This is a genomic window from Desertibaculum subflavum (assembly GCA_003576705.1).
Lineage (GTDB): Bacteria > Pseudomonadota > Alphaproteobacteria > Ferrovibrionales > Ferrovibrionaceae > Desertibaculum > Desertibaculum subflavum.
On sequence record QOZS01000005.1, the window covers coordinates 118,640 to 145,069 of the forward strand.

Genomic DNA, 26,430 nt, shown 5'->3' on the forward strand with positions numbered 1-26,430 from the left:
CGAATACGCCCGGGCCGGGGGGAACGGGCGACGGGGGCGGGGGATTGAGGCGATGACCCTACTCGATCGCGGTCCGGAGACGCCGCGGCGGATGTATTCGTGGCGGCGGACGTTACTTTTCTTCGTCCTTGCCGCCTTGATCGGATGGGCGGGCGTGTTCGGAGCGATCTATACGACCCTGGTGGTTCTCGACCTGGTCGCGCAGCCTGACATCGCTCAGGACGTCAATGCGCTGGAGAAGATTGCGCCGGCCGGCGGCAAATAACCCTGGCAAACAGCGCCGCCCGGCTACGCCGGCCCGCCGGCATAGATCTGGTCGTAGATCGAGGTCATCGCCTGCAGCGTATAGACTGACCGTGCACGATCGAGGTTCGCGGCGCCGATACGCTGTCCGAGCTCGGGTTCGACGATGAGCGCCTCGATGGCCTGCCCCAGCGCCGAAGCATCGCCCGCGGCGACGATGAACGGCCGGTTCGACTGATCCACCATCTGGGCGATGTCGCCGACGTCCACCGACGCCACCGGTAGACCCGCGGCCATCGCCTCCAGCACGCCGAGCGGCATCTGTTCGGTATCCGACGACACCGCGAAGACGTCCATCGCGGCGAGGTAGTCCTCGGGCGCTGGCGTGGGGCCGACGAAAATTGTGCGCCCGGCCACGCCGCGGTCATGTGCGAGGGCTTCGATCGCCTCGCGTTGCGGCCCGTCCCCCACGATAAGCAGCCGGCAATCGGGCCGCCGCGCGGCTAGCCCGGCGAAGGCCTCGACCAGACGGCCTACATTCTTCTCCGGCCGCAATCGCGCCACTGTCCCGATCAGGCGCTCGCCGGCGCGCTTGCCGATCCGCTCGGCCGCAAGGGCACGGTCTGCCCCGGCGAAGCGCTCGACGTCGACGCCGTTGGGCACCAGCAGCAGCTTGGTGGCCGGGAGCTTCCAACGATCGGTCGCGATCTTGTAGAGCGTCAGGGAGGGCAGCACGACGGTCGTGTGCGAACCGCCCAAGGCCAGGCGCCGAAACATGACTCGGCGCCATATCTGGCGGTCGACCTCTTCCGGGCCGAATCCATCCTCGATGTGGATATGGCGCGAGAGCGGGCGGAACCGGTTCGCCATCGCCCACTCGATGGCGCCCCAATTATAGGTGATCAGTGCTTCGGGCTTGAGATCGGCGAGGGCGCGTCGAAAGGCCGGGATGTTCCCGGCGGACTTTCTGCGCCCCGCCATGAGATCGATCGTCTCGAACGGCACTTCCGGCGCCAGCAGCGACAGCGCCGCATAGTCGCTGTCCATGGCGATCAGCAGGTGGTGATATTTTCGTCCCAATGCGTTGGCGATCTGCGCGAAGCGCCGCTGCGGGCCGCCGATCGCCAATGTGGAGAAGACATGGAGCAGCCGAACAGCTGGCAATTGACTACGCCTTCGGCGCGAAAGGCTTGATGGCAGCGGCAACGAACGCGCCGTGATCCGCGACGGGCTTCCACCCGAGGATCCGTTTCTCCTGGCTGGTATCGAACTGGGCCGACAGGCCGCGCGACTTGATGTCCCAATGGGTTGGTCGCACGGCATCGCCCCGTCCGGCCGCTCGCTTCAAAGCCCACTTTGCCGCCTCCAGCACCGTCAGCTTCCAAGGGGCATTGCCGTGGAATTGCAGCGGGCGTTCCATCGCGTTCCCGAGCAGGCGAACGTATTCGCGCGCGGTCAATCGAACATCGCCGATCAGATTCAGCGTCTTGCCGGCGGCTTCGGGTGCCGTGAGCGCCTGAACCGTTGCGCGCGCCACGTCTTCGACCAGGACGAAGGGCAACGGATGGCGTCCGTCGTCCCAGCCCATGAAATGCTGTTCGTTGTTGAAGAAGCCGACGCCGGAATGGAACGGAAGCCCGCCGTCTCCGACGACGACGCCGGGGCGCAGGATGACGACGGCGAGCGAAGATCCCCGTGCAACCTCCATGGCGGCGCGCTCGGCGAGCGCCTTGCCGCGAGCGTAGACCGCCCGCTGGGGCAATTTCGGGTCGGTCGGGGTCTCGGCGGTAACGGCGGCGCCCGCATCGCCGAGATAGAGGGCGGCAATGGTGCTGAAGTGAACCAGCCGGTCCACGCCGCGAGCGACGCAAGCTTCCGCGACCAGCCGGGCGCCCGTGACCATGCTTTCGATGATTTCGCTATCGGTCGCTCCGGCGGCACCTTGCGCCAGGTTGACGACATGCCGCGCCGAGCCGATGCAGCGGGCCACCGCCTCCGGATCATGCACGTCGCCGCGCACCATCTGCACCCTGGAATCGCGAAACTCCGACGGCAGGGCGTCGATGCCGCGCGCCAGGATGGAAAGGCGCTTGCCTTCCCGGAGCAGGGCGCGGACCAGATGCGTGCCGATGAATCCGGTCCCGCCCAGAATGGCGACGTCGCTTGCCGTCTCCGGACGGGCAGCTTGAGTGGCGGTGGCGGTCGCCGGGGCGCCGCTCGGAGCGCCCACATCGGCGGCAATCTTCTCGCACAGGGTTACGAGCTTCGCCCCGAACCTGCCGTCGAGCGAAGGCACGGAGCTTCCGGGGAAATGGAAAGCTGCGATCGAGTTCTTCATGCTCAGGAAGAACGGATCGTTGCGCGGCAACAGCTTGAGGAGCGAACCGGCGTAGCGGGCAATGCTGCCAGCGCCCTGCGTGGCGAATTGCGTCGCCATCGAGATTCCGCCGATTGCCACATCGGTGAAGTCCGGATAGCGGCTTCTCAGCTGCGCGACGGTCCGATTGTTGAGGATGTCCGCGCATACCACGCCATCGGTGCCGACGACGCTGACTTGCCAGCAGGGGAAGTCGCGCCCGACGGCGAATTGCAGATCGGCGCTCGCCTTCTCGCACCGAAGCGAGACGTGCCAGACCGGATAGAACGAATGCTGTTCATTGATGGGCAGCGGCCTTCCCGCCGTTGCCGACACGTCCAAGGCGTCGCCGAGCAAGGCCAGAACCTGCGAAAGCGGGTGCACCGCCTGTTCCAGAAGAATGTTCTTCGGCTCGGCGAACATCCAGTGACCGAACTGCCGGGCCACCAGCTGGCGCAACGGCACGTTGTACAGGACGTGGACGTGCTCGATGCGGCCGATCTTCGGCACTGCCGCCATGAGCTTCAGAAAGGCCGGATGGCAGACGAAATTCTGATTCACGCCCAGGCGGCCGGGTGTGGGGAGGGCGGCCAGCGCTTCCGCGTCCGAACCATGCGCGGCCATCGGCTTCTCGAGCAGGACATCGATCCCCGCCTGCAACAAAGGCTCGGCGACGGCGCGGTGGAGAGGGGGCGGGACGGCGACGTGCGCCGATTGCGCGACCCGGCTGTCGATCAGCTCCTGCACATCGCTGAAGATGTTGGCCACGCGATGCCGTTTCGCGAGCCGTTCCGCCGCCGGTCGGTTCCGATCGACCACCGCGCTCAGTTCCACGCCGGGAAGGGCAGCAAGCGCATCTGCATGGATGGCGGAGATATAACCCGCTCCGACGATAGCTACTCTGCGCATTCGATACCCGTCTCCGCGCCCGGCGCCTCAAGTGGCGCAACATGCTGAGATTTCTTTAACGTTAGAATAACCGACAAGCCATCCGGCCCGGAGAGATTTGGTCACCAAGGTTACGCGCCATTAGAGTTCAGGCGATGATTCCGGTGCGCGAGTCGCCGTCCCCCAATTGCGACGCCAGGCTGCCCGGCGTCCCCATCGATATTCTGCTGCTGCACTACACCGGCATGCAGAGCGCGGCGGCGGCGCTCGCCCGTCTGTGCGATCCGGCGGCAGAGGTCAGCGCCCACTACCTGATCGACGAGGATGGCACGATCCATCGCCTGGTGCCGGAGGATCGACGTGCCTGGCATGCCGGCAAGGCGCGCTGGCAGGGGGCCGAGGACATCAACGCCCGCTCGATCGGCATAGAGCTGGTCAATCCGGGCCACGAATGGGGCTATCGGCCGTTTCCCGAGGCGCAGATGGCGGCTCTCGAAGCGCTGGCGCTGGATATCGTGTCGCGGCAAGCGATTCCGCCGAGGCGCGTGCTCGGCCATTCCGACGTGGCGCCGACGCGCAAGCAGGATCCCGGCGAGTTGTTCGACTGGGCGAGGCTTGCCCGGGCCGGGCTCGGCCTGTGGCCGCGCCCTGATTTCGTGCCACCATCCGACGTGCCGGCGGTGATGGCCGGTCAGCGCGGACCCGCGGTGCTCGATCTGCAGATCGCGCTCGACACCGTCGGCTATTGGGTCGAAGGCACCGGCCTGTTCGACCCGCTGACGGAAGCGGCCGTGACCGCCCTGCAGCGACACTTCCGTCCGCGTCGAGTGGACGGCATCGCCGATGCCGAGACCCAGGGGCTCGCCTTCCACCTGGCTGAGATCGCCGCAGCTTGACGCGGCGCGGGCAGCCACCTATCTGGCGCAGGCCAGACGGCTGGATGACCGCGCGTGCTACGGGCTTGCCCGGCGGTGCGCGAGGAAAGTCCGGGCTCCACGGATGGACGGTGCCGGGTAACGCCCGGCGGGGGCGACCCCAGGGACAGTGCCACAGAGAACAGACCGCCCGCGCTTCCAGGCCTCGTGCCTGGGCCGCGGGCAAGGGTGAAACGGTGCGGTAAGAGCGCACCGCGGGACCGGCAACGGGACCGGCACGGCAAACCCCACCGGGAGCAAGACCAAATAGGGGCGGCGCGCCGGCGGCAACGCCGGCAGGCTCATCCGGCCGAGCCGTCCGGGTCGGTCGCGCGAGGCGTCCGGTAACGGGCGTCCCAGAGGAATGGTCATCACCCGGCGCGAGCCGGGCACAGAACCCGGCTTACAGGCCGTCTGGCACTTTCATCGGTCCGACGTCGCGGACCATATAGGCGGCGTCGGCGCCATAGCTCGCCAGCTTGGCGCCGGGCGTGGCGTCGCCGGCAGCCCGGAAGCCAAGGCGCTTCCAGAAGGGCGCCGATCCGCCCACTGCCACCAGCGCAAGACAGGGCAGGCGCATATCGATCGCGAGCTCGACCATGCGGGCGACCAGGCTGGAGCCGTGTCCTCGACCAGCCACGGATGGCGCCAGGGCGATGTCGTGCAGGTACAGGCAATCGGCGCGCCCGGGCAGCTCTTCCAGCAGGGTGTTCAACGGGGGCGGCGCGCCGAGCCGGCCGGGATGTGCGATGGCGTAGCCGACCAGCGTCGAATCATCCGTCAGAGCGAGACAGCCCTGCGGAAACAGGCGCAGCCGCTCGGCGAACACCGCCGGCGCTTCCGGATGCGCGGCGTGGATGCGATCAGCCAATACGCTGACCGCCGGCAGGTCCGCGGCGCGCATCGGCCGCCAGGCGAGGCTCACCGCCGCTGCAGCACCTGGGTGAGGTCGCCGCGGAAGGCGTTCGACCCGACATGGGTGAGCTTGCTGCGCAGATCGACCCAGATCTCGCCGCCGGCGGCCTGCCAGCGGCGGCAGAAGGCATAATCCTCGCTCAGATAGTTGCGGGTTTCCGGATCCACCATGGTGTCGAAGAAGGCGTAGTGGTTGTCGGAGCGCGGCAGGCCGGCGACATGCGGCACGTTGATCTTGAGCTCGGGATAGCGCTCGCGCATGCGCTCCAGCGCCGACCGGCGCAGCATCAGGAAGCCGGTCGCCACATAGCGTGCTTTCGCGAAGCCATCCTTCCCCTTGATTTCCTGGCCATCGAATTCGACGGCGTAGTGCAGCGAGACCGGCTCCGGTTCCGGATGCCCGGATCGGATCGCGCCGCCGATGCGCTGCCAGTCCAGCCATTTGATCGGATAGACGCCGCCGACGACTTCATGCCCGCTATCGAGCATCCGGAACACCTGCTCCGGATCGAAGGCGATGTCGCTGTCGATGAACAGAAAGTGGCTGTATTGCGGTCGGTCGAGAAAAGTGGAAACCAGCGTATTGCGGGCGCGGGTGATCAGGCTCTCGTTGCCGAGCGTGTCGACCCAGAGCGGCAGGTTGCGCTCGAAGCACGCCTTCTGCAGCGCCAGCACCGATTTCAAGTAGTGATGCGTCACCATGTTGCCGTAGCACGGCGTGGCGACCCAGAGGCCGGTCGCGGCGTCGCCGCGCGTTTCCGTCATCGACCGCTATCGACCTCCTGCTCCTGGCCCGCGCCGGCGCTCATTTGCCGAGAATGCCCTTCAGCGGATTGGGCAGGCTGGGTGCGCTCGGCGTGGTGGTGCCGTCCGAAGTGCCGCCCGGAATCGGTACGGCACCCTTCAGCGCATCCATCGCCTTGCCGGTCGCGGCATCCTTCAGCATGGCGCCGAGATCGGGCCGATAGCTGATATTGTGCCATGGCCCGGTGACGATCACCGGCACGGTAATCCCGGTTGCATCCTCCTTGCCGCCCTGGCCCTTGGTGGTCGCGGCGAGCTTCGGCTCCAGGCGATAGTTCACCGTCTTCGGCGGCATCTCGACCGTGCCCTTGCCGGTGACGCGCAGCAGCGGCGATTTCATCTGCAGATCGTCGTTGCTGACGATGCCGTTGACGATCTTGAACGTGCCGGTGAGCTCCGAGAAGTCGGTTTGCTTCGTCGAGCCCGTCAGGCCGCCGGTCACCGCGCTTTTCACGTCGCGGGCCGCCTGCACGATCTCCGCCAGGTCGAAGCCCTTGATGGCGCCGTCGCGGAAATCGATCTTGCCCTGACCCGCCAGGCTCGAGACGATTTCCTTCTGCGACTTGCCGCGGCCGTTCACGGCGTAGTCGAGCGCGCCCTTGCCGGTAAGGCGTTCGCTGTCGGTGGCCGCTTTGAGCAGCGGACCGACCTGAATGCCCTGCAGGTCGAACGATTGCTCGATAGCGGGCACGGGGCCGGAGCCGTCCAGCACCACGCGGCCCTGGCCCTTGCCGTCATAAAGCGCCATCTCCTTGAGGTCGACCTGCAGCCGGCCGTTGCGCAGCAGCGCGGCGATCACACTCTTGCCGACTTCGATCTTCCGTACCTTGAGCGAGCCGACCGAGAGGTCGAACTGCGCGTCGGCCGCCTTCAACGGCGCGACGTCGATCGGATCGCTGCTCCATTCGGTCGGGCCCGCCTGCTGGTCTTTCGCCGGCGGTGCCTCGGGCGGCAGATACGGATTGACGTCCAGAGCCGCGATGTCGAGCTTGCCCTTGAGCGAGGGGCGGGCGCCGGTGGTGTCGACCGAGACTTCGCCGGTCGACTTGATCTCGTCCAGCGCGATCTGCGCGTTGGTGAAGCTGTAGCGCGGGCCGGCGACGCCGACCTTGCCCTTGATCGAGAGCGGACCCATGGTCTTCTCGCGTGCCTCGATCGGCGATCCGGCCCAGGCCGCCAGTTCCTTGACCGACGGGACTGCGAGGTCGACATCCCCGTCGACCTTGAGCTGCTTGCCGGTCGCCGCCTGCCCTTTGAAGGCGAGCTTCAGCGGATCGCCGCCGATCGCGAGGTTCACCGGCGTCAGCCGGCCTTCCATCAGGTCGCGCAGCTTGCCGGCATCGATGGCGATATCGATCTTCTTGCTGTTGTAGACGAGGTCGCCCTTGGCGGCGAACTTGGCATCGAGGCTGGGCAGATCGACCCGAAGGTTGGCCTTTTCGATCTTGTAGCTCGCGCCGCTCTGCGCGTCGTCATAGGTAAAGAGGCCGTTCACCAGTCGCACATCGCCGAGATTGATCTCGCTGACAGTAGCTCCCCCGCCGGAGCTCGCGGCGGGCGCGGAGGCGGCTGCTTTGGCGGTGCCGAACTCCCAATTGCCCTTGCCTTGCCGGTCGACTTCCAGATGAATGACCGGGTCGACCAGGACGAAGCGGTCGACCTCGGCGCGCATGCCGATCAACGGCAGCCATTTCAGCTCGACCTGGAGCGATTTCAGCGTCGCCATTTCCTTGTGCTTGGCGCCGGGGGCGTTGGAAAAGGCGACGTCCTGCACGTCGACGGCGAGGGCCGGAATGACGGTAACCTTGACGGGTCCTTTGATCACGAGGTCGCGGCCTGTTGCCGACTTAACCTCGGCAACGACCCGATCCTTGATGGCTTCCGCGGGCACCAGATAGGGGACCGCAATCACCACGGCGATCAGGACGACGACCACGATGCCGACGCCGATCAGGACCTTGCGCATCATGAGGGTATCCTCCGGGTGCCTTGCGGGATTTACGGAAGGCTAACCCTCGTCCGCCCGGCGGGCAAGTACGCCGTGAACATAAGTAGAACAAAAATCAACCTGTAGAGCAGGAGACACTAGGTCTTGGCAGGTCGGCCAAACGACTGGGGGCTGGACACTCCGACATGGCGCGCCAATGCGTCAAAGCGCTCTTTTTTCAGGACATTTAGGTGGTTTTTCTGTTTTAGACCATTGACCCCCATCATAGCCCATGATATCCCATATCCATCCGGTCGCGCCCTGATTGTGCCCAGCGGCGGTCTGCCGGATTGGGGCCTGACGTGGAATATTTTCTGTCGACCTTCACCAATCGGATCGACAAGAAAGGGCGGATCTCCGTCCCGGCCGAATTCCGCGCGATCTTGACTCGGCGTGGCTCCAGTCGGCTCTTTGCCTATAAATCCGTGCGTTACCCATGTGTGGATGCATTCGGTGAGGATTACGTCGACTCTATGATGAAGCGCATACGAGAAATGGAGTATGATTCCGACGAGCAGGATGATTACTTGGATACGACGGCCGCGGCCATCCTGCCGCTGAACTGGGACGGGGAGGGGAGAGTTGTCCTTCCGGATCCCCTGATTGCCCACGCGCAGCTTGGCGACATGGCCGCCTTTGTCGGCCGCGGCGACAGCTTCGCCATCTGGAATCCGTCCCTGTTCGAGGCGCGTCAGGCGGAGGCCCGCAACCGCCAGCAGACGCGTCGGCGCCCGGCAGGTGCCGCATGACGGCGCCCCATCTTCCGGTTCTCCTGGCGGAAGTGGTCGCGGCGCTGGCGCCGCGTGACGGCGCCATCATCGTCGACGGCACGTTCGGCGCCGGCGGCTATACCCGGGCCCTGTTGGGCGCGGCCGCATGCCGGGTCTGCGCCGTCGATCGCGACCCCGCCGCGGTGGCGCGCGCGCAGGCGCTGGCGGCCGAGCTGGGCGACCGGCTGATCGTCATCGAGGGGCGATTTGGCGACATGGACCGCTTGCTCGCCGAGCGCGGCATCGATGGCGCCGACGGTGTCACGCTTGATATCGGCGTTTCCTCGATGCAGCTCGACGAGGCGGCGCGCGGCTTCTCCTTCCGTGCCGACGGCCCGCTCGACATGCGCATGGGCTCGGATGGGCCGACGGCCGCCGACGTGGTGAACGGGATGCCGGAGGCGGCGCTGGCCGACATTCTGTTCCGGCTCGGCGAGGAGCGGCGGGCCCGCCAGGTGGCGCGCGCCATCGTAGCGGCGCGCCGCGAGACGCCGATCACCCGCACGCTGCAGCTGGCCCAGATCGTGGCCTCCGCCGCGCATCGCACGCCCGGCATCCATCCCGCGACGCGCACCTTCCAGGCATTGCGCATCCACGTGAACGACGAGCTCGGCGAGCTCGCTCGCGGCCTGCGCGCAGCCGAGCGCGTCCTGCGTCCGGCCGGCCGCCTTGCCGTCGTGAGCTTCCATTCGCTCGAGGATCGGATCGTGAAGCGCTTCCTGGAGGAGCGCACGGGGCGCGCCGCGCGCCCCTCGCGCCACGCCCCGGTCCCGGCGGATCAGGGCCGCCGGGCAAGCTTCGTGCTGCCCCGGCGCGGCGTGGTGACGCCGACCGAGGCGGAGATTGCCGGCAACCCGCGCGCCCGCTCGGCCAAGCTCCGCGTTGCGGAACGCACCGACGCACCCGCGATGGAGACGGCGGCATGAAGCGCGTCGTGCCTCTCGTCGGCATCCTGTTCTTCGGCTGCGTCGCCTTCGGCATGTACCACCTCGCCTACGAGGTGAAGCGCCTGGAGGACGAGCTGATTGCCTACAACCGCGCGCTGCTCCGCGAGCGGGAGGCGATCGACTTCCTGCAGGCCGAGTGGAGCTATCTCTCGCGCCCCGATCGCCTGCAGGCCAGCGCGGCGCGCCACTTGCAGCTCGAGGCGACGCCGCTGCACCGCCTGCAGCGCATCGAGGACCTTCCGGCGCGCCCCGTCGGCGCCATGGCCGATGGATGGGGCGTGATCGTGGTGCCCGATCCCAATGCGCCGCCGCTGCCGCTGGCCAAGCCGGCGCCGGAGTCCGCTCCTGTTCCAGCCGTTCCGAACATCGCCGTGCCGACGGTGGAGCGGGACCGGACATCGCGTTCGGTCGCCCTGCATGGAGATCCGCGATGAAGGTGCTGTTCCGTAAGCCGCGCTCGCGGGCGCGTCCGTGCACGCCGGCGGATCTTCGCGCGGCGGAACCGTTCGTGCAGCTCGACGGCGCGGTCAAGCATGCGGTGGAGACCGGCCGCAATCGCGTGGTGATCGCCGCCGCGGTGTTTGGTCTCTGCTTCCTGGCGCTTGCCGGGCGGCTCGCGGATCTCATGCTGTTCCGCGGCGGCATCGAATCGAGCCCGACCCGGACGGCGGGGCTTTCGGCGGCGGTCGAACAGCTGCCCGCGGTCAAACGGGCGCCGATCGTCGACCGCAACGGCGTTCTGCTCGCCGTCAATCTGCGCAGCGTCGCCCTTGCCGCCGATCCGCGCAAGCTAATGGATCCGCGCGAGGCGGCGACCAAGCTCGCGCGCCTGTTTCCCGAGCTCAATCGCGCCAGGCTCGAAGAGGAGCTGCGCAGCGACAAGGGCTTCGTCTATGTCCGGCGCAACCTCGCTCCGGCCGAACAGCAGGCCGTCAACCGGCTCGGCATCCCGGGCCTGAGCTTCCATCCCGAGGAGAAGCGGGTTTATCCGCAAGGCTCGCTCGCCGTCCACGCCGTCGGCTACACGGATATCGACGGGAAGGGCATCGCCGGGGCCGAGCAGGCCCTGGACCAGCGCCTGCGCGATCCGGCGCGGATGCAGGAACCGGTCCGGCTGTCGATCGACATTCGCGTGCAGCATGCGCTGCGCGACGAGATCGCCCAGGCGATGAAGACCTATTCCGCGATCGGCGGGGCCGGCATCGTGCTCGACGTGCGTACGGGCGAAGTGGCCGCGCTGGTCTCGCTGCCGGATTTCGAGCCGCTCGAGCGCGGCACGGCGCCCGCCGATTCCCGCTTCAACCGGATGACGCTCGGCGTCTACGAGATGGGCTCGACCTTCAAGACCTTCGCGCTGGCGATGGCGCTCGACGCCGGCACCGTCGGGCTGAACGGCGGCTACGACGCCAGCCACCCGATCAAGATCTCGCGCTTCACCATCTCGGACGACCACCCGAAGAACCGCTGGCTCTCGACCGCGGAGATCTATCAGTACTCGTCGAATATCGGGGCCGCGAAGATGGCGGTCGATGTCGGGCCGGCCGGCCAGCGCGCCTTCATGGACCGCATGGGCATGTTGCGGCGGGCGGCGATCGAGCTGCCCGAGATCGGCGCGCCGCTCTATCCCAGGCGCTGGGGCACGATCGAGACCATGACCATCGCCTACGGCCATGGCATTTCGGTCAGCCCGCTGCAGACGGCGAGCGGCATTGCCGCCGTCGTGAACGGCGGCCTGCTGATGCCGGCCACGCTGCTCCGCCGCGAGGCGGGCGAGCCGGTGCCGGTCCAGCGCGTGCTGAAGCCGCGCACCTCCGACATCATGCGCCGCCTGATGCGCCTCGTCGTAGCCGAGGGCACCGGCACCCGGGCCGATGCCCAGGGCTACATGGTCGGGGGCAAGACCGGGACGGCAGAGAAGGCGGGGGCCGGCGGCTACAAGCGCAAGTCGCTGCTGACGTCCTTCGTCTCGGCTTTCCCGATGCATGACCCGCGCTATGTGGTGATTGCCATCCTTGACGAGCCGAAGGGCACCAAGGAGACCCACGGTTTCGCCACGGCGGGCTGGAACGCGGCGCCGACGGTCGGGAAGATCATCCCGCGCATCGCGCCGATTCTGGGCGTGGTGCCCGTGGCGTCGGACGCTCCCGGCGTGCGCGAGGCGCTGATGTTGCCACCCCCGGTCCCGGCCTCACAGGAGCGCAAGGTTGCGTCTTTCTGAGCTGATCGGCGGCAAGCCCCCAGGCGGCAGCGATCCGGAGATTGCCGGAATCGCCACCGACAGCCGCACGGTGCGGCCGGGCTATCTGTTTGCGGCTCTGCCGGGGACGCGTGTCGACGGGGCCACTTTCATCAAGCAGGCCGTCGGGGCCGGCGCCGTGGCGGTGCTGGCCCGCAGCGACGTGAAGCCCTGTCCGGATACGGCCTGGATCGCCGACGCCAATCCCCGGCGCCAGATCGCCCTGATCGCCGCGCGGTTCTATGCGCGCCAGCCGCGCACCATCGCCGCCGTCACCGGCACCAGCGGCAAGACCTCGGTCGCCGACTTCACCCGACAGCTGTGGCAGGCGACCGGCCGCCCCGCTGCTTCCCTAGGCACGCTCGGCGTGCGCACTACAGCCGCCACCGAGAAGCTCGACCACACCACGCCCGATCCGATCGTGCTGCATCAGGCGCTCGACCGCCTCGCCGGATCGGGCATCGACCACCTGGCCATCGAGGCATCGAGCCACGGTCTTGACCAGGCGCGGCTCGACGGCGTCCGCATCGCCGCCGCGGCCTTCACCACCTTCGGCATCGATCACGGCGACTACCATCCGACGCCGCAGGACTATCTCGCCGCCAAGCTGCGCCTGTTCGACGCCTTGCTGCCGGCCGACGGCGCGGCAGTGCTGAACGCGGACACGCCGGTCTTCGCGGAAGTCCGCGCGGTCTGCGACCGCCGCTCGCTGCGGGTCTTCACCTATGGCCGCGGCGGCCTCGATCTGCGCATCATCGATGCGGCTGCGACGCCGTCGGGGCAGCAGGTCACCGCAGAAATCTTTGGACACCGGCACACCGTGCCGCTCGCGCTCTACGGCACGTTCCAGGCCGGCAACGTGATGGCGGCGCTCGGCCTCGTCGTGGCCACCGGGACGCCCGTCGACGCGGCTCTCGCGGTGGTCGCCGGGCTCGAGGGCGTGCCGGGGCGTCTGCAGAAAGTTGCCGCGCATCCGAACGGCGCGCCGGTCTTCGTCGATTATGCGCACAAGCCCGACGCGCTGGAGGCGGTGCTCACCGCGCTCCGCCCGCATGTCGCCGGGCGGCTGCATATCGTGTTCGGCTGCGGCGGCGACCGCGACCGCGCCAAGCGGCCGATGATGGGCGATATCGCCAGGCGGCTTGCCGACCGGGTCATCGTCACCGATGACAATCCCCGTACCGAGGTGCCGGCCGCGATCCGGGCGGAGGTGATGGCCGGCTGTCCCGATGCGACCGAGATCGGCGACCGGCGCGAGGCAATTCGTGTCGCCGCCGCCGGGCTGCAACCCGACGATCTGCTGGTGGTGGCGGGCAAGGGGCACGAGCAAGGTCAGATCGTCGGCGCCGAAATCCGCCCGTTCGACGACGCCGCCGAAGTGCGCGCGGCAGTGGCGGCACTGTGAGCGGGCGCGGCGTTCTCTGGACCTCGGCCGACGCCGATGCCGCCACCGGCGGCGATTCGACTGCCGTCTGGGCGGCGACCGGAGTTTCGATCGACAGCCGGTCCCTGGAGGAGGGCGATCTCTTCGTCGCCATCGAAGGCGAGCGCGACGGCCACGACTTCGTCGCCGCCGCCGCCCGTGCGGGCGCCGCGGCCGCCATCGTCCGTCGCGTCCCGGAAGGCCTGCCGGCGGGATTTCCGCTTCTGGTCGCCGGCGACACCATGGCGGCGCTGAATGCTCTCGGCGCCGCGGCGCGTCAGCGCTCCGGCGCGCGCTTCATCGGGGTGACCGGCAGCGTCGGCAAGACCTCCACCAAGGAGATGCTGCGCCTCGTCCTCGGCAGGCAGAACATCACGCATTCCGCCGTCGGCAGCTACAACAACCAATGGGGCGTGCCGCTGACGCTGGCGCGCATGCCGCTCGACACCGTCTACGCGGTGATCGAGATCGGCATGAACCATGCCGGCGAGATCGGCCCGCTCAGCCGGCTGGCACGGCCGCATGTCGCCATCATCACCACGATCGAGGCGGCGCATCTCGAATTCTTCAATTCGGTGGTCGAGATCGCCGATGCCAAGGCGGAGATTTTCGGCGGCATCGAGCCGGGCGGGCTCGCCATCCTGAACCGCGACAGTCCGCACTTCGCCCGGCTGATCGATTGCGCCTTCATGTCGGGCGTCGATCACATCGAAAGCTTCGGCCGGCACCCCGACGCGACGGCCAGGCTCGAAAAGCTCGTCGGCCATCCCGGCGGCTCCTGCATCAAGGCGACCATCGCGGGCGATCCGGTCTGCTACAAGATCGGCGCTGCGGGCGAACACTGGGCGATGAACAGTCTGGCGGTGCTGCTGGCCGTGCGGGCGGTGGGCGCCGATCTCGGGCTCGCCGCGCTCGCGCTCGCCGAAATGGCGGCGCCGAAAGGGCGGGGTGAGCGGCACCGGATCGCGGTGCGCGGCGGCAGCGCCGAGCTGATCGACGACAGCTACAACGCCAATCCCGCATCGATGCGCGCGGCCCTCGCCGTGCTCGGCGCTGCCAGGCCGCAGGGCCGGGGGCGGCGCATCGCCGTGCTCGGCGACATGCGCGAGCTGGGTGAGCGGGGGCCGGATCTGCATGCGGGCCTCGCGCCGGACGTCGCCGCCGCCTCGGTCGACCTCGTCTATGCCGCCGGCCCTCTGATGCGCCATCTGTTCGATGCCCTGCCGGCGAGGTGCCGCCACCTGCACCATGCGACCTCCGCCGAACTGATCGGGCCATTGAAAGCGGAGCTGCAGGCGGGCGACGTGGTCCTGGTCAAGGGATCGCTGGGCAGCCGCATGGGCCCGATCATCGAGGCGCTGCTGGCCCGGCCGGCGGCGACACCGCCGCCATGAACGCCCAGCCCGCCGCGCTTCCGCCACACTCGGCCGCGAAGCTCCCGCCGCCCATCCTCTCGCGCCCCGCGGCCGCCCGCCGCGGCCGCGTCGCCTGACCCCGCCATGCTGTATCACCTGCTCTATCCGCTGACCGAGGAAATCGGTTTCTTCAACCTGTTCCGCTACATCACCTTCCGCACCGGCGCGGCGGTCGTGACCGCGCTGCTGGTCAGCTTCCTGTTCGGCCCCTGGCTGATCGACTGGCTCCGGGTGAAGCAGGGCAAGGGGCAGCCGATCCGCTCCGACGGGCCGCAATCGCACCTCGTGACCAAGAAGGGCACGCCGACCATGGGCGGTGTCCTCATCCTGCTCGGCGTGTCAGTGGCGACGCTGCTCTGGGCCGACCTGACCAACCGCTATGTCTGGATCGTGCTGTTCGTCACCATCGGATTTGGTCTGATCGGCTTTGCCGACGATTTCCTGAAAGTGACTCGCTACAACGTCCGCGGCGTGCCGGGGAAATTGAAGCTCGTCGTCGAGGCGCTGATCGCCGCCATCGCGGTCATCGCCTTCCAGATGGTGACGAAGAGCCCGCTCGGCAGCTCGCTCACGGTGCCGTTCTTCAAGGACGTGCTGCTCGACATGGGCGTGTTCTTCGTCGTCATCGGCGTCTTCGTCATCGTCGGCGCATCCAACGCCGTGAACCTCACCGACGGGCTCGACGGCCTTGCCATCGTGCCGGTGATGATCGCTTCGGCCAGTTTTGCTTTGATCGCATATCTTGTGGGTAATATAGTCTTCGCCAACTACTTGCAGATCCATTTTGTGGCCGGGACGGGGGAATTGGCGATATTTTGTGGTGCGATGGTCGGCGCGGGGCTGGGATTCCTGTGGTTCAACGCGCCCCCCGCCATGGTCTTCATGGGCGATACCGGTTCGCTGTCGATCGGCGGTGCCCTCGGCGCCGTCAGCGTGATGACAAAGCACGAGATCGTGCTGGCGATCATCGGCGGGCTGTTCGTGCTGGAGACGGTGTCGGTCATCGTCCAGGTCGCCTCGTTCAAGCTGACCGGCAAGCGGGTGTTCAAGATGGCGCCGCTGCATCACCATTACGAGCAGAAGGGCTGGGCCGAGCCGACGGTGGTGATCCGGTTCTGGATCATCGCCGTGATCCTGGCGCTGGCCGGCCTCGCCACCTTGAAGCTCCGGTGACGGCGATGATTCCGATCACCGCCTTCCGCGGACGCGAGGTTGCCGTGGTCGGCCTCGCGCGCAGCGGTCTGGCGGCGGCACGTGCACTCGAGGCCGGCGGCGCCAAGGTCGCGGCCTGGGACGATTCGGCGGCCAGGCGCAATTCCGTCGGCCTTGCCCCGATCGATCCGATGACGGCCGACTGGCAGCGCCTCGCAGCGGTGGTGCTCAGCCCCGGCATTCCGCTCACCCATCCGGCGCCGCACCCGGTGGTGCAGCGCGCCGCCGCGGCGCATGTCGAGGTGATCGGCGATATCGAGCTGCTGCTGCGCGAGGCGCTAGGCGCCGCGCTGGTCGGCGTCACCGGCACCAACGGCAAGTCCACCACGACAGCGCTGATCGGCCATGTGCTGGCCGCCGCCGGGCGCCGGGTGCAGGTCGGCGGCAATATCGGTGCGCCGGTTCTGGATCTCGACCCGCTGGATGCCGGTGGCATCTATGTCGTCGAGCTCTCATCGTTCCAGATCGATCTCACGCCGTCGCTCGCCTGCGACGTCGCCATCCTGCTCAACATCACTCCCGACCATCTCGACCGGCATGGCGACATGGCGGGCTATGTGGCGGTGAAGCGCCGCATCTTCGACCGCGTGAAGGGCACGGCGGTGATCGGCGTCGACGATGATTGGGGGCGGAAGATCGCCGCGGAGCTCGACGCGGCGGGCCGGTCGCGCGTGGTGCCCATCTCGGTCGAACGGCCGCTCGACCGCGGCATCTCGATCCTCGACGGCAAAGTTGCGATCGACGGCCGGCCTGTTGCCGCGATCGATCTGAAGCAGGCGCCGGCGCTGATCGGCCGGCACAATCACCAGAACGCCGCCGCCGCCATCGCCGCGGCCCTCGCGCTCGGCCTCGACGAGGCTGCCATCGCGCACGGCCTGGCCACCTTCCCGGGCCTCGCGCATCGGCTGGAGCGCATCGCGACGGTGAACGGCGTCGACTACATCAACGATTCGAAGGCGACCAATGCCGACGCCGCCGCCAAGGCGCTGGCGGCGTTCGACCGGATCTTCTGGATTGCCGGCGGCAAGCCGAAAGCCGGCGGGATCGAGCCGCTGGCCGACCTGTTCCCGCATGTCGCCCATGCCTTCCTGATCGGCGAGGCGGCAGCCGAATTCACCGCGACCTTGCAGGGCAGGGTCGAGCACGAAGTCTCGGGCAGCTTGGACCGTGCGGTCGCGGCGGCGCGGGTCGCGGCGGAGCAGGCTGCCCGGGCCGGCGCCAAGCCGGTCGTGCTGCTGTCGCCGGCCTGCGCCTCCTACGATCAGTTCGCCGATTTCGAGGCCCGCGGTGAGGCCTTCCGCGCCCTGGTCCATCGGATTGCCGGGAGGGCCGCGTGATGTGGCTGCCGCGCACCGATCGCAGCCTGGTCGGCCGCTGGTGGTGGACCATCGACCGCGTCACCCTGTTCGCGCTCATGATGCTGATCGTGGTGGGCTTCGTGCTGACGCTCGCCGCCAGTCCCCCGGTCGCCACCCGGCTGAACCAGGACCAGTTCCACTTCTTCCGCCGCCAGCTGGTCTTCCTGTTGCCGGCGCTGGTGGTCGTCTTCGCGGTGTCGCTCGCGCCGCTCGCCGGGATACGTCGCCTCGCGCTGGCGGGCCTCGCCGCCGCCTTCGTGCTCATGGTGATGACGCTGTTCTCCGGCCAGGAGATCAAGGGCGCGCATCGCTGGCTCTACATGCTCGGGCTCAGCATCCAGCCGTCGGAATTCGTCAAGCCATGCTTTGCCGTGGTGGCCGGCTGGCTGCTGGCCGAGGCGCGGCGCGGCGCCTTCTGGCTCGGCTATCCGATCGCCGCCCTGATCTGGACCGCGATCATCGGCGTGCTGTTCCTGCAGCCGGATGTCGGCATGGCCGTGGTGGTGACCGCCGTCTTCGGCGCGCAGCTCTTCATCGCCGGCCTGCCGATGCTGCTGGTCGGCGCCGCCCTCTGCCTCGCGGTGCTGGGCGGCGCTGCCGCCTATTCGCTGCTGCCGCATGTGGCGAGCCGGGTCGACCGTTTCCTCGATCCCTCGGGTGGCGGCGACAATTATCAGATCGAGCGCGCCATGGAGGCGTTCCAGGCCGGCGGTCTGTTCGGGCGCGGGCCGGGCGACGGCGCGGTGAAGTCGATCCTGCCCGATGCCCATACCGATTTCGTCTTCGCGGTGGCCGGCGAGGAATACGGCTTCGCCGCCTGCCTGCTGATCCTGGCGTTGTTCGCCTTTATCGTGTTCCGCGGCCTCGGCCGCGTGCTGGCCGAAAGCAACCTCTTCGTCATGCTGGCGGGCACCGGGTTGATCACCCAGTTCGGCCTGCAGGCGGTGATCAACATGGGCGTCAACCTGCGCCTGATGCCGACCAAGGGCATGACTTTGCCGTTCATCTCCTATGGCGGTTCGTCGTTGCTGGCACTCGCGCTCGGCATGGGCATGCTGCTCGCATTGACGCGACGGCGGCCCAGAGTGGGGGAAGCCGAGTGATGGCCGGCCCGATCGTCATCGCGGCCGGCGGCACCGGCGGCCACCTGTTCCCGGCGGAGGCGACGGGGCGCGTGCTGATGCAGCGCGGGCGCAAGGTGGTGCTGTTCACCGATACGCGCGGCGGCGCCTATGCCGACCGCTTCGCCGGCGCCGAGGTGGTGCAGGTGCGGTCCGGCACGCCGTCGGGGCGCGGGCCGCTCGGCCGCATCGTCGTGTTCGGCGAGATCGCGGCCGGCGCGATCGGCGCCCGCGGACATCTGAAGCGTCTCGGCACGGCCGTGGTGGCGGGCTTCGGCGGCTATCCCGCGCTGCCCACCATGCTGGCCGCGGTGCAGCTCGGCCTGCCGAGCCTGATCCACGAACAGAACGCCGTGCTCGGCCGGGTCAATCGCCTGGTCGCCGGCCGGGTCAGCCGCATCGCGCTGTCGTTGCAGCCGACCCGCGGCGTCGCCGAAAGCAGCCTGGTGGATCTTGTCGGCAACCCGGTGCGGCCGGCCATCGTTCCGGTGCGCGACCGCCCGTTCATGCGGCCGCAGGGCGAGGGTCCGCTGCGGCTGCTGGTCACCGGCGGCAGCCAGGGCGCGCGCGTCTTCGGCGAACTGGTGCCGGCCGCAATCGCCCTTCTGGACAGTGCCTTGCGCGCGCGGCTGGAGATCGTGCAGCAATGCCGCGCCGAGGATCTGGAAGCGGCCCGGGCGGCCTATGCCGCCATCGGGCTGGCGCCGCGGCTGGCGCCGTTCATCGACGACATGCCGGAGCAGCTTGGCCTGGCGCATCTCTGCCTGATGCGCTCCGGCGCCTCGACGGTGGCCGAGCTTGCCGTCGCCGGGCGGCCCGCGATCCTGGTGCCCTATCCGCATGCCACCGACGACCACCAGACCGCCAATGCCGAGGCGCTGGCCCGCATCGGCGCGGCGGAGATTGCCCAGCAGGTGACCTTGACGCCGCAAAGCCTGGCGGCGCTGCTGACCCGGCTGCTCGGCGATCCGGACCGGCTGGCCCGGATGGCCGCCGCCGCGCGCGGTGCCGGCCGGCCCGACGCGGCGGAGCGTCTCGCCGACCTGATCGAGGCGATGGCCGGGCGCAACGGCGATGCCGGCGACCTCAGGAGGGCGGCATGAGGCAGATCCCGCTCGATATCGGCGTCATCCACTTCGTCGGCATCGGCGGCATCGGCATGAGCGGCATCGCCGAGGTGATGCACAATCTGGGCTACCAGGTGCAGGGCTCCGACCAGTCGATCAACCCGACCGCCAAGCGGCTGCAGGGCCTCGGCATCAAGGTGTTCGAAGGCCACGCGGCCGAGAATGTCGAGAGCGCGCAGGTGGTGGTCTATTCCTCGGCGGTGAAGGCCGACAATCCGGAGATCCGCGCCGCGCGCGCCCGGTTGCTGCCGGTGGTGCGGCGGGCCGAGATGCTGGCCGAGCTGATGCGCCTGCGCTGGGCCGTTGCCATCGGCGGCACGCACGGCAAGACCACGACGACCACCCTGATCGCCACCATGCTGGAAACGGCGGGCGTCGATCCGACCGTCATCAACGGTGGCATCATCAATGCCTACGGCACCAACGCGCGGCTCGGCGCCGGCGAGTGGATGGTGGTCGAGGCCGACGAGAGCGACGGCACCTTCATCAAGCTGCCGGCGACCATCGCGGTGGTCACCAACATCGACCCCGAGCATCTCGACTTCTACGGCACGTTCGACGCCGCCCGCGACGCCTACCGCGCCTTCGTGCAGAACATCCCGTTCTACGGCTTCGCCGCGCTTTGCATCGACCATCCGGAAGTGCAGGCGCTGATCGGCCGGGTCGCCGACCGCCGCGTGCTGACCTACGGCTTCACCCCGCAGGCCGATGTCCGCGCCACCAACATCCGCTTCGCCGAGGGCGATTCGCGTTTCGACGTCGCGCTGAGCGACCGCATGCACGGGACCGAGCGGGAGCTCGCCGATCTCCGCCTGCCGATGCCGGGCAAGCACAACGTGCAGAATGCGCTGGCGGCGGTGCTGGTCGCGCGCGAGATGGGCTTCGACGCGCCGACCATCCGGCGCGGACTCGCCGCCTTCAAGGGCGTGAAGCGGCGCTTCACCAAGACCGGCGAATGCGACGGCATCGTGGTGATCGACGATTACGGCCATCACCCGGTCGAGATCCAGGCGGTGCTCGCGGCGGCGCGCCAGGCCTATTCGGGCCGCGTCATCGCTGTCGTGCAGCCGCATCGCTACACCCGCCTGCGCGACCTGTTCGAAGGTTTCTGCACCTGCTTCAACCTCGCCGATACGGTAATCGTCGCCGATGTCTACGCGGCCGGCGAGACGCCGATCGAGGGCATCGATCGCGATGCGCTGGTCGAAGGCCTGCAGGCCCGCGGCCACCGGCATGTCGATGCGCTGGCCTCGGCGGAAGCGCTGCCGGAGCTCATCGACGGGCTGGCGCAGCCGGGCGACCTCGTCGTCTGCCTGGGCGCCGGCTCGATCACCAATTGGGCGCATGCCCTGCCGGAGCAGCTTGCCAAAAGGCGGCATCCGGCTACCAAGGGGGGGCGGGCATGAATGCGGCCGAGATTCTTCCGGTGACCTTGATCGACAGATTGCCGGCCGTACGGGGCCGGATCACGGCGGAGACGCTGCTCTCCGGCATCACCTGGTTCCGCGTCGGCGGGCCTGCGGAGGTGATGTTCCGCCCGGCGGATACCGAAGACCTCGCGCAGTTTCTCCGGCACTGCCCGCCGGAGATCGCGGTCACCCCGGTCGGGGTCGGCTCCAACCTGCTGGTGCGCGATGGCGGCGTGCGGGGCGTGGTGGTGCGGCTCGGCCGGGCGCATGCGGATATCGAGATCCGCGGCCACGAGATCCATGTCGGCGGCGCCACGCTCGACGTGAATGTCGCCCTCACCTGCCAGCAGGCGGGGATCGCGGGCCTCGAATTCCTGCGCGGCGTGCCGGGCACGATCGGCGGGGCGGTTCGCATGAACGCGGGCGCCTATGGCCGCGAGATCAAGGATGTGCTGCGCGAGGCGGAAGTCGTCGATCGTGCCGGCAACCGCCTGATCCTGACCGCGGCCGAGCTCGGCCTCAGCTATCGCCATTCCGAGCTGCCGCCGGATTCGCTGGTCACCCGCGCGGTCCTGGTGGGCGAACCCGGCGACCGGGCGGCCATCGCCGGCAAGATCGCCGAGATCACCCAGGCGCGCGAGGCGACCCAGCCGGTGCGAAGCCGCACCGGCGGCTCCACCTTCGCCAATCCGACCGACCCGCAGGCCAAGGGCCGCAAGGCCTGGGAGCTGATCGATGCCGCCGGCTGCCGTGGCCTTGCCATAGGCGGCGCGCGCATCTCGGAGCTGCACTGCAATTTCCTGATCAACGAGGGCACCGCTACCGCGTCCGATATCGAGGCGCTCGGCGAAGAGGTCCGCCGCCGTGTCAGGGAGATGTCGGGCGTCGAGCTGGAATGGGAGATCCGTCGCATCGGTCTTCCGGGAGGGCGAATGTGACGCGTCGCATCGCCGTTCTGATGGGAGGGCTGTCGGCCGAGCGCGAGGTGTCGCTGGTGACCGGTCGCGCGGTGCTCGAAGCATTGCACGCGCGCGGCCACGACGCTTTCGGCATCGATGTCGGCGCCGATCTCTGCGAACGGCTGCGCAAGGAGGCGCCCACCATCTGCTTCAACGCGCTGCACGGCCGCTGGGGCGAGGACGGCACGGTACAGGGCATGCTGGAGATCCTGCGCATTCCCTATACCCATTCGGGCGTGCTCGCTTCCGCGCTCGGCATGCACAAGCCGACCGCGCGCCGGCTCTTCGTCGAGGCTGGCCTGCCCGTCGCCGACGGCATGGTGGTGCGCCGCGACAAGCTCACCTCAGGCGACCCGATGCCGCGCCCCTATGTGGTGAAGCCGATCAACGAAGGTTCCTCGGTCGGCGTGCGCCTGGTCTTCCAGGGCGACAATTTCGATCCCGCCGCGGATCTCGCCGGCCTCGGAGCGGAAGTGCTGATCGAACGCTACATTCCGGGCCGCGAAGTCCACGTCGCCGTGATGGGCGAGCGCGCGCTCGGCGCGGTCGAGATCCGGCCCAAGGGCCGCTTCTACGATTACGAGGCCAAGTACACCGAAGGCCGTGCCGATCATCTGATGCCGGCGCCGCTGCCGGCGGAGGACTATCAGGAGGCGCTGCGGCTCGCGCTGGCGGCGCATCGGGCGCTCGGCTGCCGCGGCGTCTCGCGCACCGACCTGCGCTACGACGACACCGGCACGCGGGCGCGCTTCTACGTGCTGGAAGTCAACACCCAGCCCGGCATGACGCCGCTGTCGTTGGTGCCCGAGATCGCCGCCTATCATGGAATCAGCTTCGGCGAGCTGGTCGAATGGATGCTGGAGGACGCCGGATGCGACCGCTGACCGCGGATCGCGAGGCGCGCCCGGCGCCCAACCCGCCGGCCCGGCGCGAGCCGCTGATCCGGCTCAAGCGGCGCGATGGCCGGCGCGGCGCCCAGCGCACCTGGTATCGCCGTCCCTCGTTGATCGCGGGCGCCGCGGGCGCGGTGCTGCTGATCGGGACCGGAGCCGTCGCCTGGCTTAGCGGATGGGCCGCCGACCTCGCGGCCGAGATGGGCCGCTCGGCCCGTCAGGCAACGGTAACTGCCGGCTTCGCTATCGCCCATGTCAATGTGGTCGGCCGGGAATCGACGCCGCGCGACGAGCTGCTCGCCGCCATCGGCGTGGGGCGCGGCGATCCGATCCTGTTCTTCGATGTCGACGAGGCAAGGGCGAAGATCGAGCGGATCTCGTGGGTTCGCGCCGCGGCGGTGCGGCGCATGCTGCCCGATACGGTGCTGATCGAACTCTCCGAGCGGGTGCCGGCCGCGCGTTGGCAGATCGACGGCCAGACCTTGCTGATCGACCGCGAAGGCAAGCTGCTGCGCGGCCCCGACATCAGCGCCTATCAGCATCTGAAGCGTGTCGTCGGCCCCGGCGCGGCCGACAAGGCCGGCGAGCTGTTCGACCTGCTGGCGGTGGAGCCGCAGCTGTTCGCCCGCGTCAAGGACGCCGTGCGCGTGCGCGGGCGCCGCTGGGATCTCGCCTTCGACAACGGCGTCATCGTCATGCTGCCGGAGGAAGGCGCCGACTTCGCCTGGCGCCATCTCGCCACGCTCGACCGCGAGAAGGGATTGCTCAGCAAGGCAATCGTTGCAGTCGATCTGCGTTTGCCCGAGAAGCTGGTGGTGAAGATGTTGTCCGATTCGGTGCCCCAACCTCCGGCCGCGCCCGCTCCGCCGCGCAAGGCTGGCGGCAAGAACGCGTGAGGACGCGATGGCGGCGGGCAGGCACGGTCTGATCGCGGGGCTGGATGTCGGGACGACGAAAGTCGTCTGCTTCATCGCTCGCATCGAGGGCCAGGTGATGCGCGTCGTGGGCATCGGGCATCAGGTCAGCCGCGGCATGCGCGCCGGGGCCGTCGTGGACATGGAAGGGGTGGAGCAGTCGGTCCGCGCCGCCGTCGACGCCGCCGAGCGCATGGCGGAGACCACCGTCGAGGAGGTCTACGTCTCGATTTCCGGCGGCCAGCCGCATTCGCACACCGTAGGGGTCGAAGTCTCGATCGGTGGCCACGAGGTCAGCGAGCCGGATGTGCGGCGCGTGCTGGAGCAGGGCCGGCACCGCGACGAGCCGGGCGAACGGCGTGTCATCCATGCCCTGCCGGTGGGCTACACGATCGACGGCACGCCCTCGATCCGCGATCCGCGCGGGCTGTTCGCCGACCGGCTCGGCGTCAACATGCATGTGGTGACGGTGTCGAGCGCGGCCTTGCGCAACCTCGCGGCCTGCGTGGAGCGCGGCCACCTTCGGGTCGCCGGCGTGGTCGCGGCCCCTTATGCCGACGGGCTGGCCGCGCTGGTGGAAGACGAGATGGATCTCGGCGTCACCCTGATCGACATGGGCGGCGGCTCCACCTCCATCGGCATCTTCTACGACGGCAATCTCGTGCATACCGACCACGTGCCGATCGGCGGTGCGCATGTGACGCGGGACGTGGCGCGCGGGCTCGGCACCTCGCTGACCGATGCCGAGCGACTGAAGACGCTCTACGGCAATGCCATGCCGAGCACGGCCGACGAGGCGGAGATGATCGACGTGCCACAGGTCGGTGAGAACGAGGAGGAGAGCGCGAACCACATGCCGCGCTCGCTGCTGGTCGGCATCATCCGGCCGCGCATCGAGGAAACTTTAGAGCTGGTGCGCGACAAACTCAGGGCATCGCAATTCGATCGGCTCGCGGGCAGGCGAATCGTGCTATGCGGCGGAGCGAGTCAGTTGCAGGGCGTTCGCGAGCTGGCCCAGCGGGTGCTCGATCGGCAAGCGCGCATCGCGCGGCCGATCCGGGTCGCGGGCCTCGCGGAGGCGACCGGCGGTCCCGCTTTCGCCACCTGCGCCGGACTCCTGTCGTACGCCAAGCTGATGCGCGAGCAGGGACCGCGCGAGACGGCGGCGTCGGCGGAGAAGTCGGGGCTCGGGCTCAAGCGGCTCGGCCGCTGGCTGAAGGCGAACTTGTGAAGTGCATCGGCATGGGCGACCGATGCGGCCGCGGCAACGACGCGGTGACGAACGTCTGGGGATATGTACCGGCTTGTCGGAGGACGATGCCATGGGGATCAATTTGAGCGTGCCGATGGCGCGGGAACTGAAGCCGCGGATCGCAGTGATCGGCGTCGGCGGGGCCGGCGGCAACGCGGTCAACAACATGATCAACTCCTCGCTTGAGGGCGTGGAGTTCATCGTTGCCAATACCGATGCACAGGCGCTGACCCACTCGCTGACCGAGCGCCGCATCCAGCTCGGCGCCAGCGTGACCCAGGGCCTCGGCGCCGGCGCGCGTCCGGATGTCGGCCGCCTCGCCGCCGAGGAGGCGAACGACCAGATCCTGGAGCACCTGCAGGGCTGCCACATGGCCTTCGTCACCGCCGGCATGGGCGGCGGCACCGGCACCGGCGCCGGGCCGGTGATCGCCAAGGTGGCGCGCGATCTCGGTATCCTGACCGTCGGCGTGGTGACCAAGCCCTTCCACTTCGAGGGCACCAAGCGCATGCGCTCCGCCGACCAGGGCATCGAGGAGCTGCAGCAATATGTCGATACCCTGGTCATCATCCCGAACCAGAACCTGTTCCGGGTGGCGACCGAGCGCACGACTTTCGCCGAAGCCTTCCGCATGGCGGACAACGTCCTCTACTCGGCGGTGCGCGGCATCACCGACCTGATGGTGATGCCCGGCCTGATCAATCTCGACTTCGCCGATGTCCGCACCGTGATGGGTGAGATGGGCAAGGCGATGATGGGCACCGGCGAGGCGGAAGGGCAGAGCCGGGCGCTGGAAGCGGCCGAAGCCGCCATCGCCAACCCGCTGCTGGACGAGGTGTCGCTCAAGGGCGCCAAGGGCGTGCTGATCAACATCACCGGCGGGCCGGACCTGACCCTGTTCGAGGTCGACGAGGCGGCCAACCGCATCCGCAACGAGGTCGACCCCGAGGCCAACATCATCGTCGGCTCCACCTTCGACGACCAGATGATGGGCCGCGTGCGCGTCGCCGTGGTGGCGACCGGGATCGAGGTCTCCGCCCAGCAGGGCGCCTCGGGCCGCAATGCGCCGGGCCATCTCCGTTTGGTCACGCCGCAGCGCCCGCCGCAGACCGCGCTCGGCGGCATGACGGCCGCCGCGGCCGTGGCGGTCGCCCAGCCGACCTCGGTCGCCATGCCGATGGAGCCGGCGCAGGCCGCCGCCGTTGCCCAGCAGACGCAGCAGGTGCCGCTCGGCCTGTCGGTGCCGGCCACCGCGCCGCAGGCGGCGGTCGAGCCGGCGGCGCCGCC

General features: G+C 68.8%; 22 protein-coding genes, 1 other RNA gene and 1 pseudogene. 19 read left to right on the forward strand and 5 right to left on the reverse strand.

All coding sequences use genetic code 11. The annotated features are described in order from the left end of the window. The first annotated feature begins 52 nt into the window (after positions 1-52). Positions 53-265, forward strand: a complete 213-nt coding sequence (locus tag DT074_RS04315) for a hypothetical protein (RefSeq protein ID WP_162914613.1) — start codon at positions 53-55, stop codon at positions 263-265. Positions 266-288: 23 nt separating this feature from the next. Here the strand turns inward: DT074_RS04315 and DT074_RS04320 are convergent, their stop codons facing one another. Both DT074_RS04320 and DT074_RS04325 read right to left on the reverse strand, forming a co-directional pair. Further along, on the reverse strand, positions 289-1,371 hold the full coding sequence (locus tag DT074_RS04320) for a glycosyltransferase family 4 protein (RefSeq protein WP_162914614.1): 1,083 nt from the start codon (positions 1,369-1,371) through the stop codon (positions 289-291). Between the two features lie 40 nt (positions 1,372-1,411). Then, positions 1,412-3,508, reverse strand: a complete 2,097-nt coding sequence (locus tag DT074_RS04325) for an NAD-dependent epimerase/dehydratase family protein (RefSeq protein WP_119418583.1) — start codon at positions 3,506-3,508, stop codon at positions 1,412-1,414. Positions 3,509-3,642: 134 nt separating this feature from the next. Here DT074_RS04325 and DT074_RS04330 point away from each other — a divergent pair, with 134 nt between their 5' ends. Beyond that, positions 3,643-4,383 (forward strand): N-acetylmuramoyl-L-alanine amidase, encoded by a 741-nt coding sequence (locus tag DT074_RS04330; protein ID WP_119418584.1) that lies wholly within the window; start codon positions 3,643-3,645, stop codon positions 4,381-4,383. A 32-nt stretch (positions 4,384-4,415) separates the two neighbouring features. Continuing rightward, positions 4,416-4,823: RNase P RNA component class A (gene rnpB / locus DT074_RS04335), an RNA gene on the forward strand. A gap of 101 nt (positions 4,824-4,924) precedes the next feature. Here rnpB and DT074_RS04340 read toward each other — a convergent pair. From DT074_RS04340 to DT074_RS04350, 3 genes and pseudogenes are all read right to left on the reverse strand, one after another. Beyond that, positions 4,925-5,305: pseudogene (locus DT074_RS04340) on the reverse strand (GNAT family N-acetyltransferase); the annotation flags it as partial. Positions 5,306-5,322: 17 nt separating this feature from the next. Continuing rightward, on the reverse strand, positions 5,323-6,081 hold the full coding sequence (locus tag DT074_RS04345; protein ID WP_119418585.1) for a hypothetical protein: 759 nt from the start codon (positions 6,079-6,081) through the stop codon (positions 5,323-5,325). Between the two features lie 40 nt (positions 6,082-6,121). After that, entirely contained in the window at positions 6,122-8,089 is a 1,968-nt protein-coding gene (locus DT074_RS04350; protein ID WP_368744416.1) for an AsmA family protein, read from the reverse strand. Positions 8,090-8,409: 320 nt separating this feature from the next. Here DT074_RS04350 and DT074_RS04355 point away from each other — a divergent pair, with 320 nt between their 5' ends. The 16 genes from DT074_RS04355 to ftsZ form a co-directional block, all read left to right on the forward strand. Continuing rightward, positions 8,410-8,856 carry a division/cell wall cluster transcriptional repressor MraZ gene (locus DT074_RS04355; RefSeq protein ID WP_119418586.1) on the forward strand — a complete coding sequence of 149 codons (447 nt, stop codon included), beginning with the start codon at positions 8,410-8,412 and terminating at the stop codon, positions 8,854-8,856. Then, positions 8,853-9,803, forward strand: coding sequence for a 16S rRNA (cytosine(1402)-N(4))-methyltransferase RsmH (gene rsmH, locus DT074_RS04360; protein ID WP_119418587.1), 951 nt, complete (start codon positions 8,853-8,855; stop codon positions 9,801-9,803). The genes DT074_RS04355 and rsmH overlap by 4 nt, the downstream gene beginning before the upstream one ends. Continuing rightward, a complete protein-coding gene (gene ftsL, locus DT074_RS27905; RefSeq protein WP_162914615.1) occupies positions 9,800-10,258 on the forward strand; it encodes a cell division protein FtsL in 459 nt (152 codons plus the stop codon). The genes rsmH and ftsL overlap by 4 nt, the downstream gene beginning before the upstream one ends. Then, positions 10,255-12,042, forward strand: coding sequence for a peptidoglycan D,D-transpeptidase FtsI family protein (locus tag DT074_RS04370; protein ID WP_119418589.1), 1,788 nt, complete (start codon positions 10,255-10,257; stop codon positions 12,040-12,042). Before ftsL ends, DT074_RS04370 begins: the two co-directional genes overlap by 4 nt. Continuing rightward, on the forward strand, positions 12,029-13,465 hold the full coding sequence (locus tag DT074_RS04375; RefSeq protein ID WP_368744417.1) for a UDP-N-acetylmuramoyl-L-alanyl-D-glutamate--2,6-diaminopimelate ligase: 1,437 nt from the start codon (positions 12,029-12,031) through the stop codon (positions 13,463-13,465). Before DT074_RS04370 ends, DT074_RS04375 begins: the two co-directional genes overlap by 14 nt. Then, complete coding sequence (locus DT074_RS04380) at positions 13,462-14,877, forward strand: UDP-N-acetylmuramoylalanyl-D-glutamyl-2,6-diaminopimelate--D-alanyl-D-alanine ligase (protein WP_119418590.1); 1,416 nt, start codon at positions 13,462-13,464, stop codon at positions 14,875-14,877. Before DT074_RS04375 ends, DT074_RS04380 begins: the two co-directional genes overlap by 4 nt. A gap of 108 nt (positions 14,878-14,985) precedes the next feature. Then, positions 14,986-16,071: a phospho-N-acetylmuramoyl-pentapeptide-transferase gene (gene mraY, locus DT074_RS04385; protein WP_438503662.1), complete on the forward strand. Its 1,086-nt coding sequence runs from the start codon at positions 14,986-14,988 to the stop codon at positions 16,069-16,071. A gap of 5 nt (positions 16,072-16,076) precedes the next feature. Next, on the forward strand, positions 16,077-17,447 hold the full coding sequence (murD, locus tag DT074_RS04390) for a UDP-N-acetylmuramoyl-L-alanine--D-glutamate ligase (protein WP_119418612.1): 1,371 nt from the start codon (positions 16,077-16,079) through the stop codon (positions 17,445-17,447). Beyond that, positions 17,447-18,571: an FtsW/RodA/SpoVE family cell cycle protein gene (locus tag DT074_RS04395; RefSeq protein WP_119418592.1), complete on the forward strand. Its 1,125-nt coding sequence runs from the start codon at positions 17,447-17,449 to the stop codon at positions 18,569-18,571. Before murD ends, DT074_RS04395 begins: the two co-directional genes overlap by 1 nt. Continuing rightward, positions 18,532-19,692 carry an undecaprenyldiphospho-muramoylpentapeptide beta-N-acetylglucosaminyltransferase gene (gene murG, locus DT074_RS04400; RefSeq protein WP_438503663.1) on the forward strand — a complete coding sequence of 387 codons (1,161 nt, stop codon included), beginning with the start codon at positions 18,532-18,534 and terminating at the stop codon, positions 19,690-19,692. Before DT074_RS04395 ends, murG begins: the two co-directional genes overlap by 40 nt. Continuing rightward, positions 19,689-21,122 (forward strand): UDP-N-acetylmuramate--L-alanine ligase, encoded by a 1,434-nt coding sequence (gene murC, locus DT074_RS04405; RefSeq protein ID WP_119418594.1) that lies wholly within the window; start codon positions 19,689-19,691, stop codon positions 21,120-21,122. The genes murG and murC overlap by 4 nt, the downstream gene beginning before the upstream one ends. Beyond that, a complete protein-coding gene (gene murB / locus DT074_RS04410) occupies positions 21,119-22,063 on the forward strand; it encodes a UDP-N-acetylmuramate dehydrogenase (protein WP_119418595.1) in 945 nt (314 codons plus the stop codon). Before murC ends, murB begins: the two co-directional genes overlap by 4 nt. Then, the gene (locus DT074_RS04415; protein ID WP_119418596.1) at positions 22,060-22,968 is read left to right on the forward strand and encodes a D-alanine--D-alanine ligase; all 909 of its coding nucleotides are present in this window, start codon (positions 22,060-22,062) and stop codon (positions 22,966-22,968) included. The genes murB and DT074_RS04415 overlap by 4 nt, the downstream gene beginning before the upstream one ends. Then, the gene (locus DT074_RS04420) at positions 22,956-23,873 is read left to right on the forward strand and encodes a cell division protein FtsQ/DivIB (protein WP_162914617.1); all 918 of its coding nucleotides are present in this window, start codon (positions 22,956-22,958) and stop codon (positions 23,871-23,873) included. The genes DT074_RS04415 and DT074_RS04420 overlap by 13 nt, the downstream gene beginning before the upstream one ends. A gap of 7 nt (positions 23,874-23,880) precedes the next feature. After that, positions 23,881-25,122 (forward strand): cell division protein FtsA, encoded by a 1,242-nt coding sequence (ftsA, locus tag DT074_RS04425; RefSeq protein WP_119418598.1) that lies wholly within the window; start codon positions 23,881-23,883, stop codon positions 25,120-25,122. 91 nt (positions 25,123-25,213) lie between these two features. Beyond that, on the forward strand, positions 25,214-26,430 hold a 1,217-nt coding region (gene ftsZ / locus DT074_RS04430; protein WP_119418599.1), incomplete at its 3' end, for a cell division protein FtsZ.

Bases quoted from the DNA above. Each gene is read 5' to 3' on its own strand.
- DT074_RS04345 (WP_119418585.1), bottom strand. From the start codon at position 6,081: ATGACGGAAACGCGCGGCGACGCCGCGACCGGCCTCTGGGTCGCCACG.
- ftsL (WP_162914615.1), top strand. From the start codon at position 9,800: ATGAAGCGCGTCGTGCCTCTCGTCGGCATCCTGTTCTTCGGCTGCGTC.
- DT074_RS04395 (WP_119418592.1), top strand. From the start codon at position 17,447: ATGTGGCTGCCGCGCACCGATCGCAGCCTGGTCGGCCGCTGGTGGTGG.
- DT074_RS04370 (WP_119418589.1), top strand. From the start codon at position 10,255: ATGAAGGTGCTGTTCCGTAAGCCGCGCTCGCGGGCGCGTCCGTGCACG.
- DT074_RS04325 (WP_119418583.1), bottom strand. From the start codon at position 3,508: ATGCGCAGAGTAGCTATCGTCGGAGCGGGTTATATCTCCGCCATCCAT.
- murC (WP_119418594.1), top strand. From the start codon at position 19,689: ATGAGGCAGATCCCGCTCGATATCGGCGTCATCCACTTCGTCGGCATC.
- DT074_RS04420 (WP_162914617.1), top strand. From the start codon at position 22,956: ATGCGACCGCTGACCGCGGATCGCGAGGCGCGCCCGGCGCCCAACCCG.
- rsmH (WP_119418587.1), top strand. From the start codon at position 8,853: ATGACGGCGCCCCATCTTCCGGTTCTCCTGGCGGAAGTGGTCGCGGCG.
- murB (WP_119418595.1), top strand. From the start codon at position 21,119: ATGAATGCGGCCGAGATTCTTCCGGTGACCTTGATCGACAGATTGCCG.
- ftsA (WP_119418598.1), top strand. From the start codon at position 23,881: ATGGCGGCGGGCAGGCACGGTCTGATCGCGGGGCTGGATGTCGGGACG.
- DT074_RS04315 (WP_162914613.1), top strand. From the start codon at position 53: ATGACCCTACTCGATCGCGGTCCGGAGACGCCGCGGCGGATGTATTCG.
- murD (WP_119418612.1), top strand. From the start codon at position 16,077: ATGATTCCGATCACCGCCTTCCGCGGACGCGAGGTTGCCGTGGTCGGC.
- DT074_RS04330 (WP_119418584.1), top strand. From the start codon at position 3,643: ATGATTCCGGTGCGCGAGTCGCCGTCCCCCAATTGCGACGCCAGGCTG.
- DT074_RS04350 (WP_368744416.1), bottom strand. From the start codon at position 8,089: ATGATGCGCAAGGTCCTGATCGGCGTCGGCATCGTGGTCGTCGTCCTG.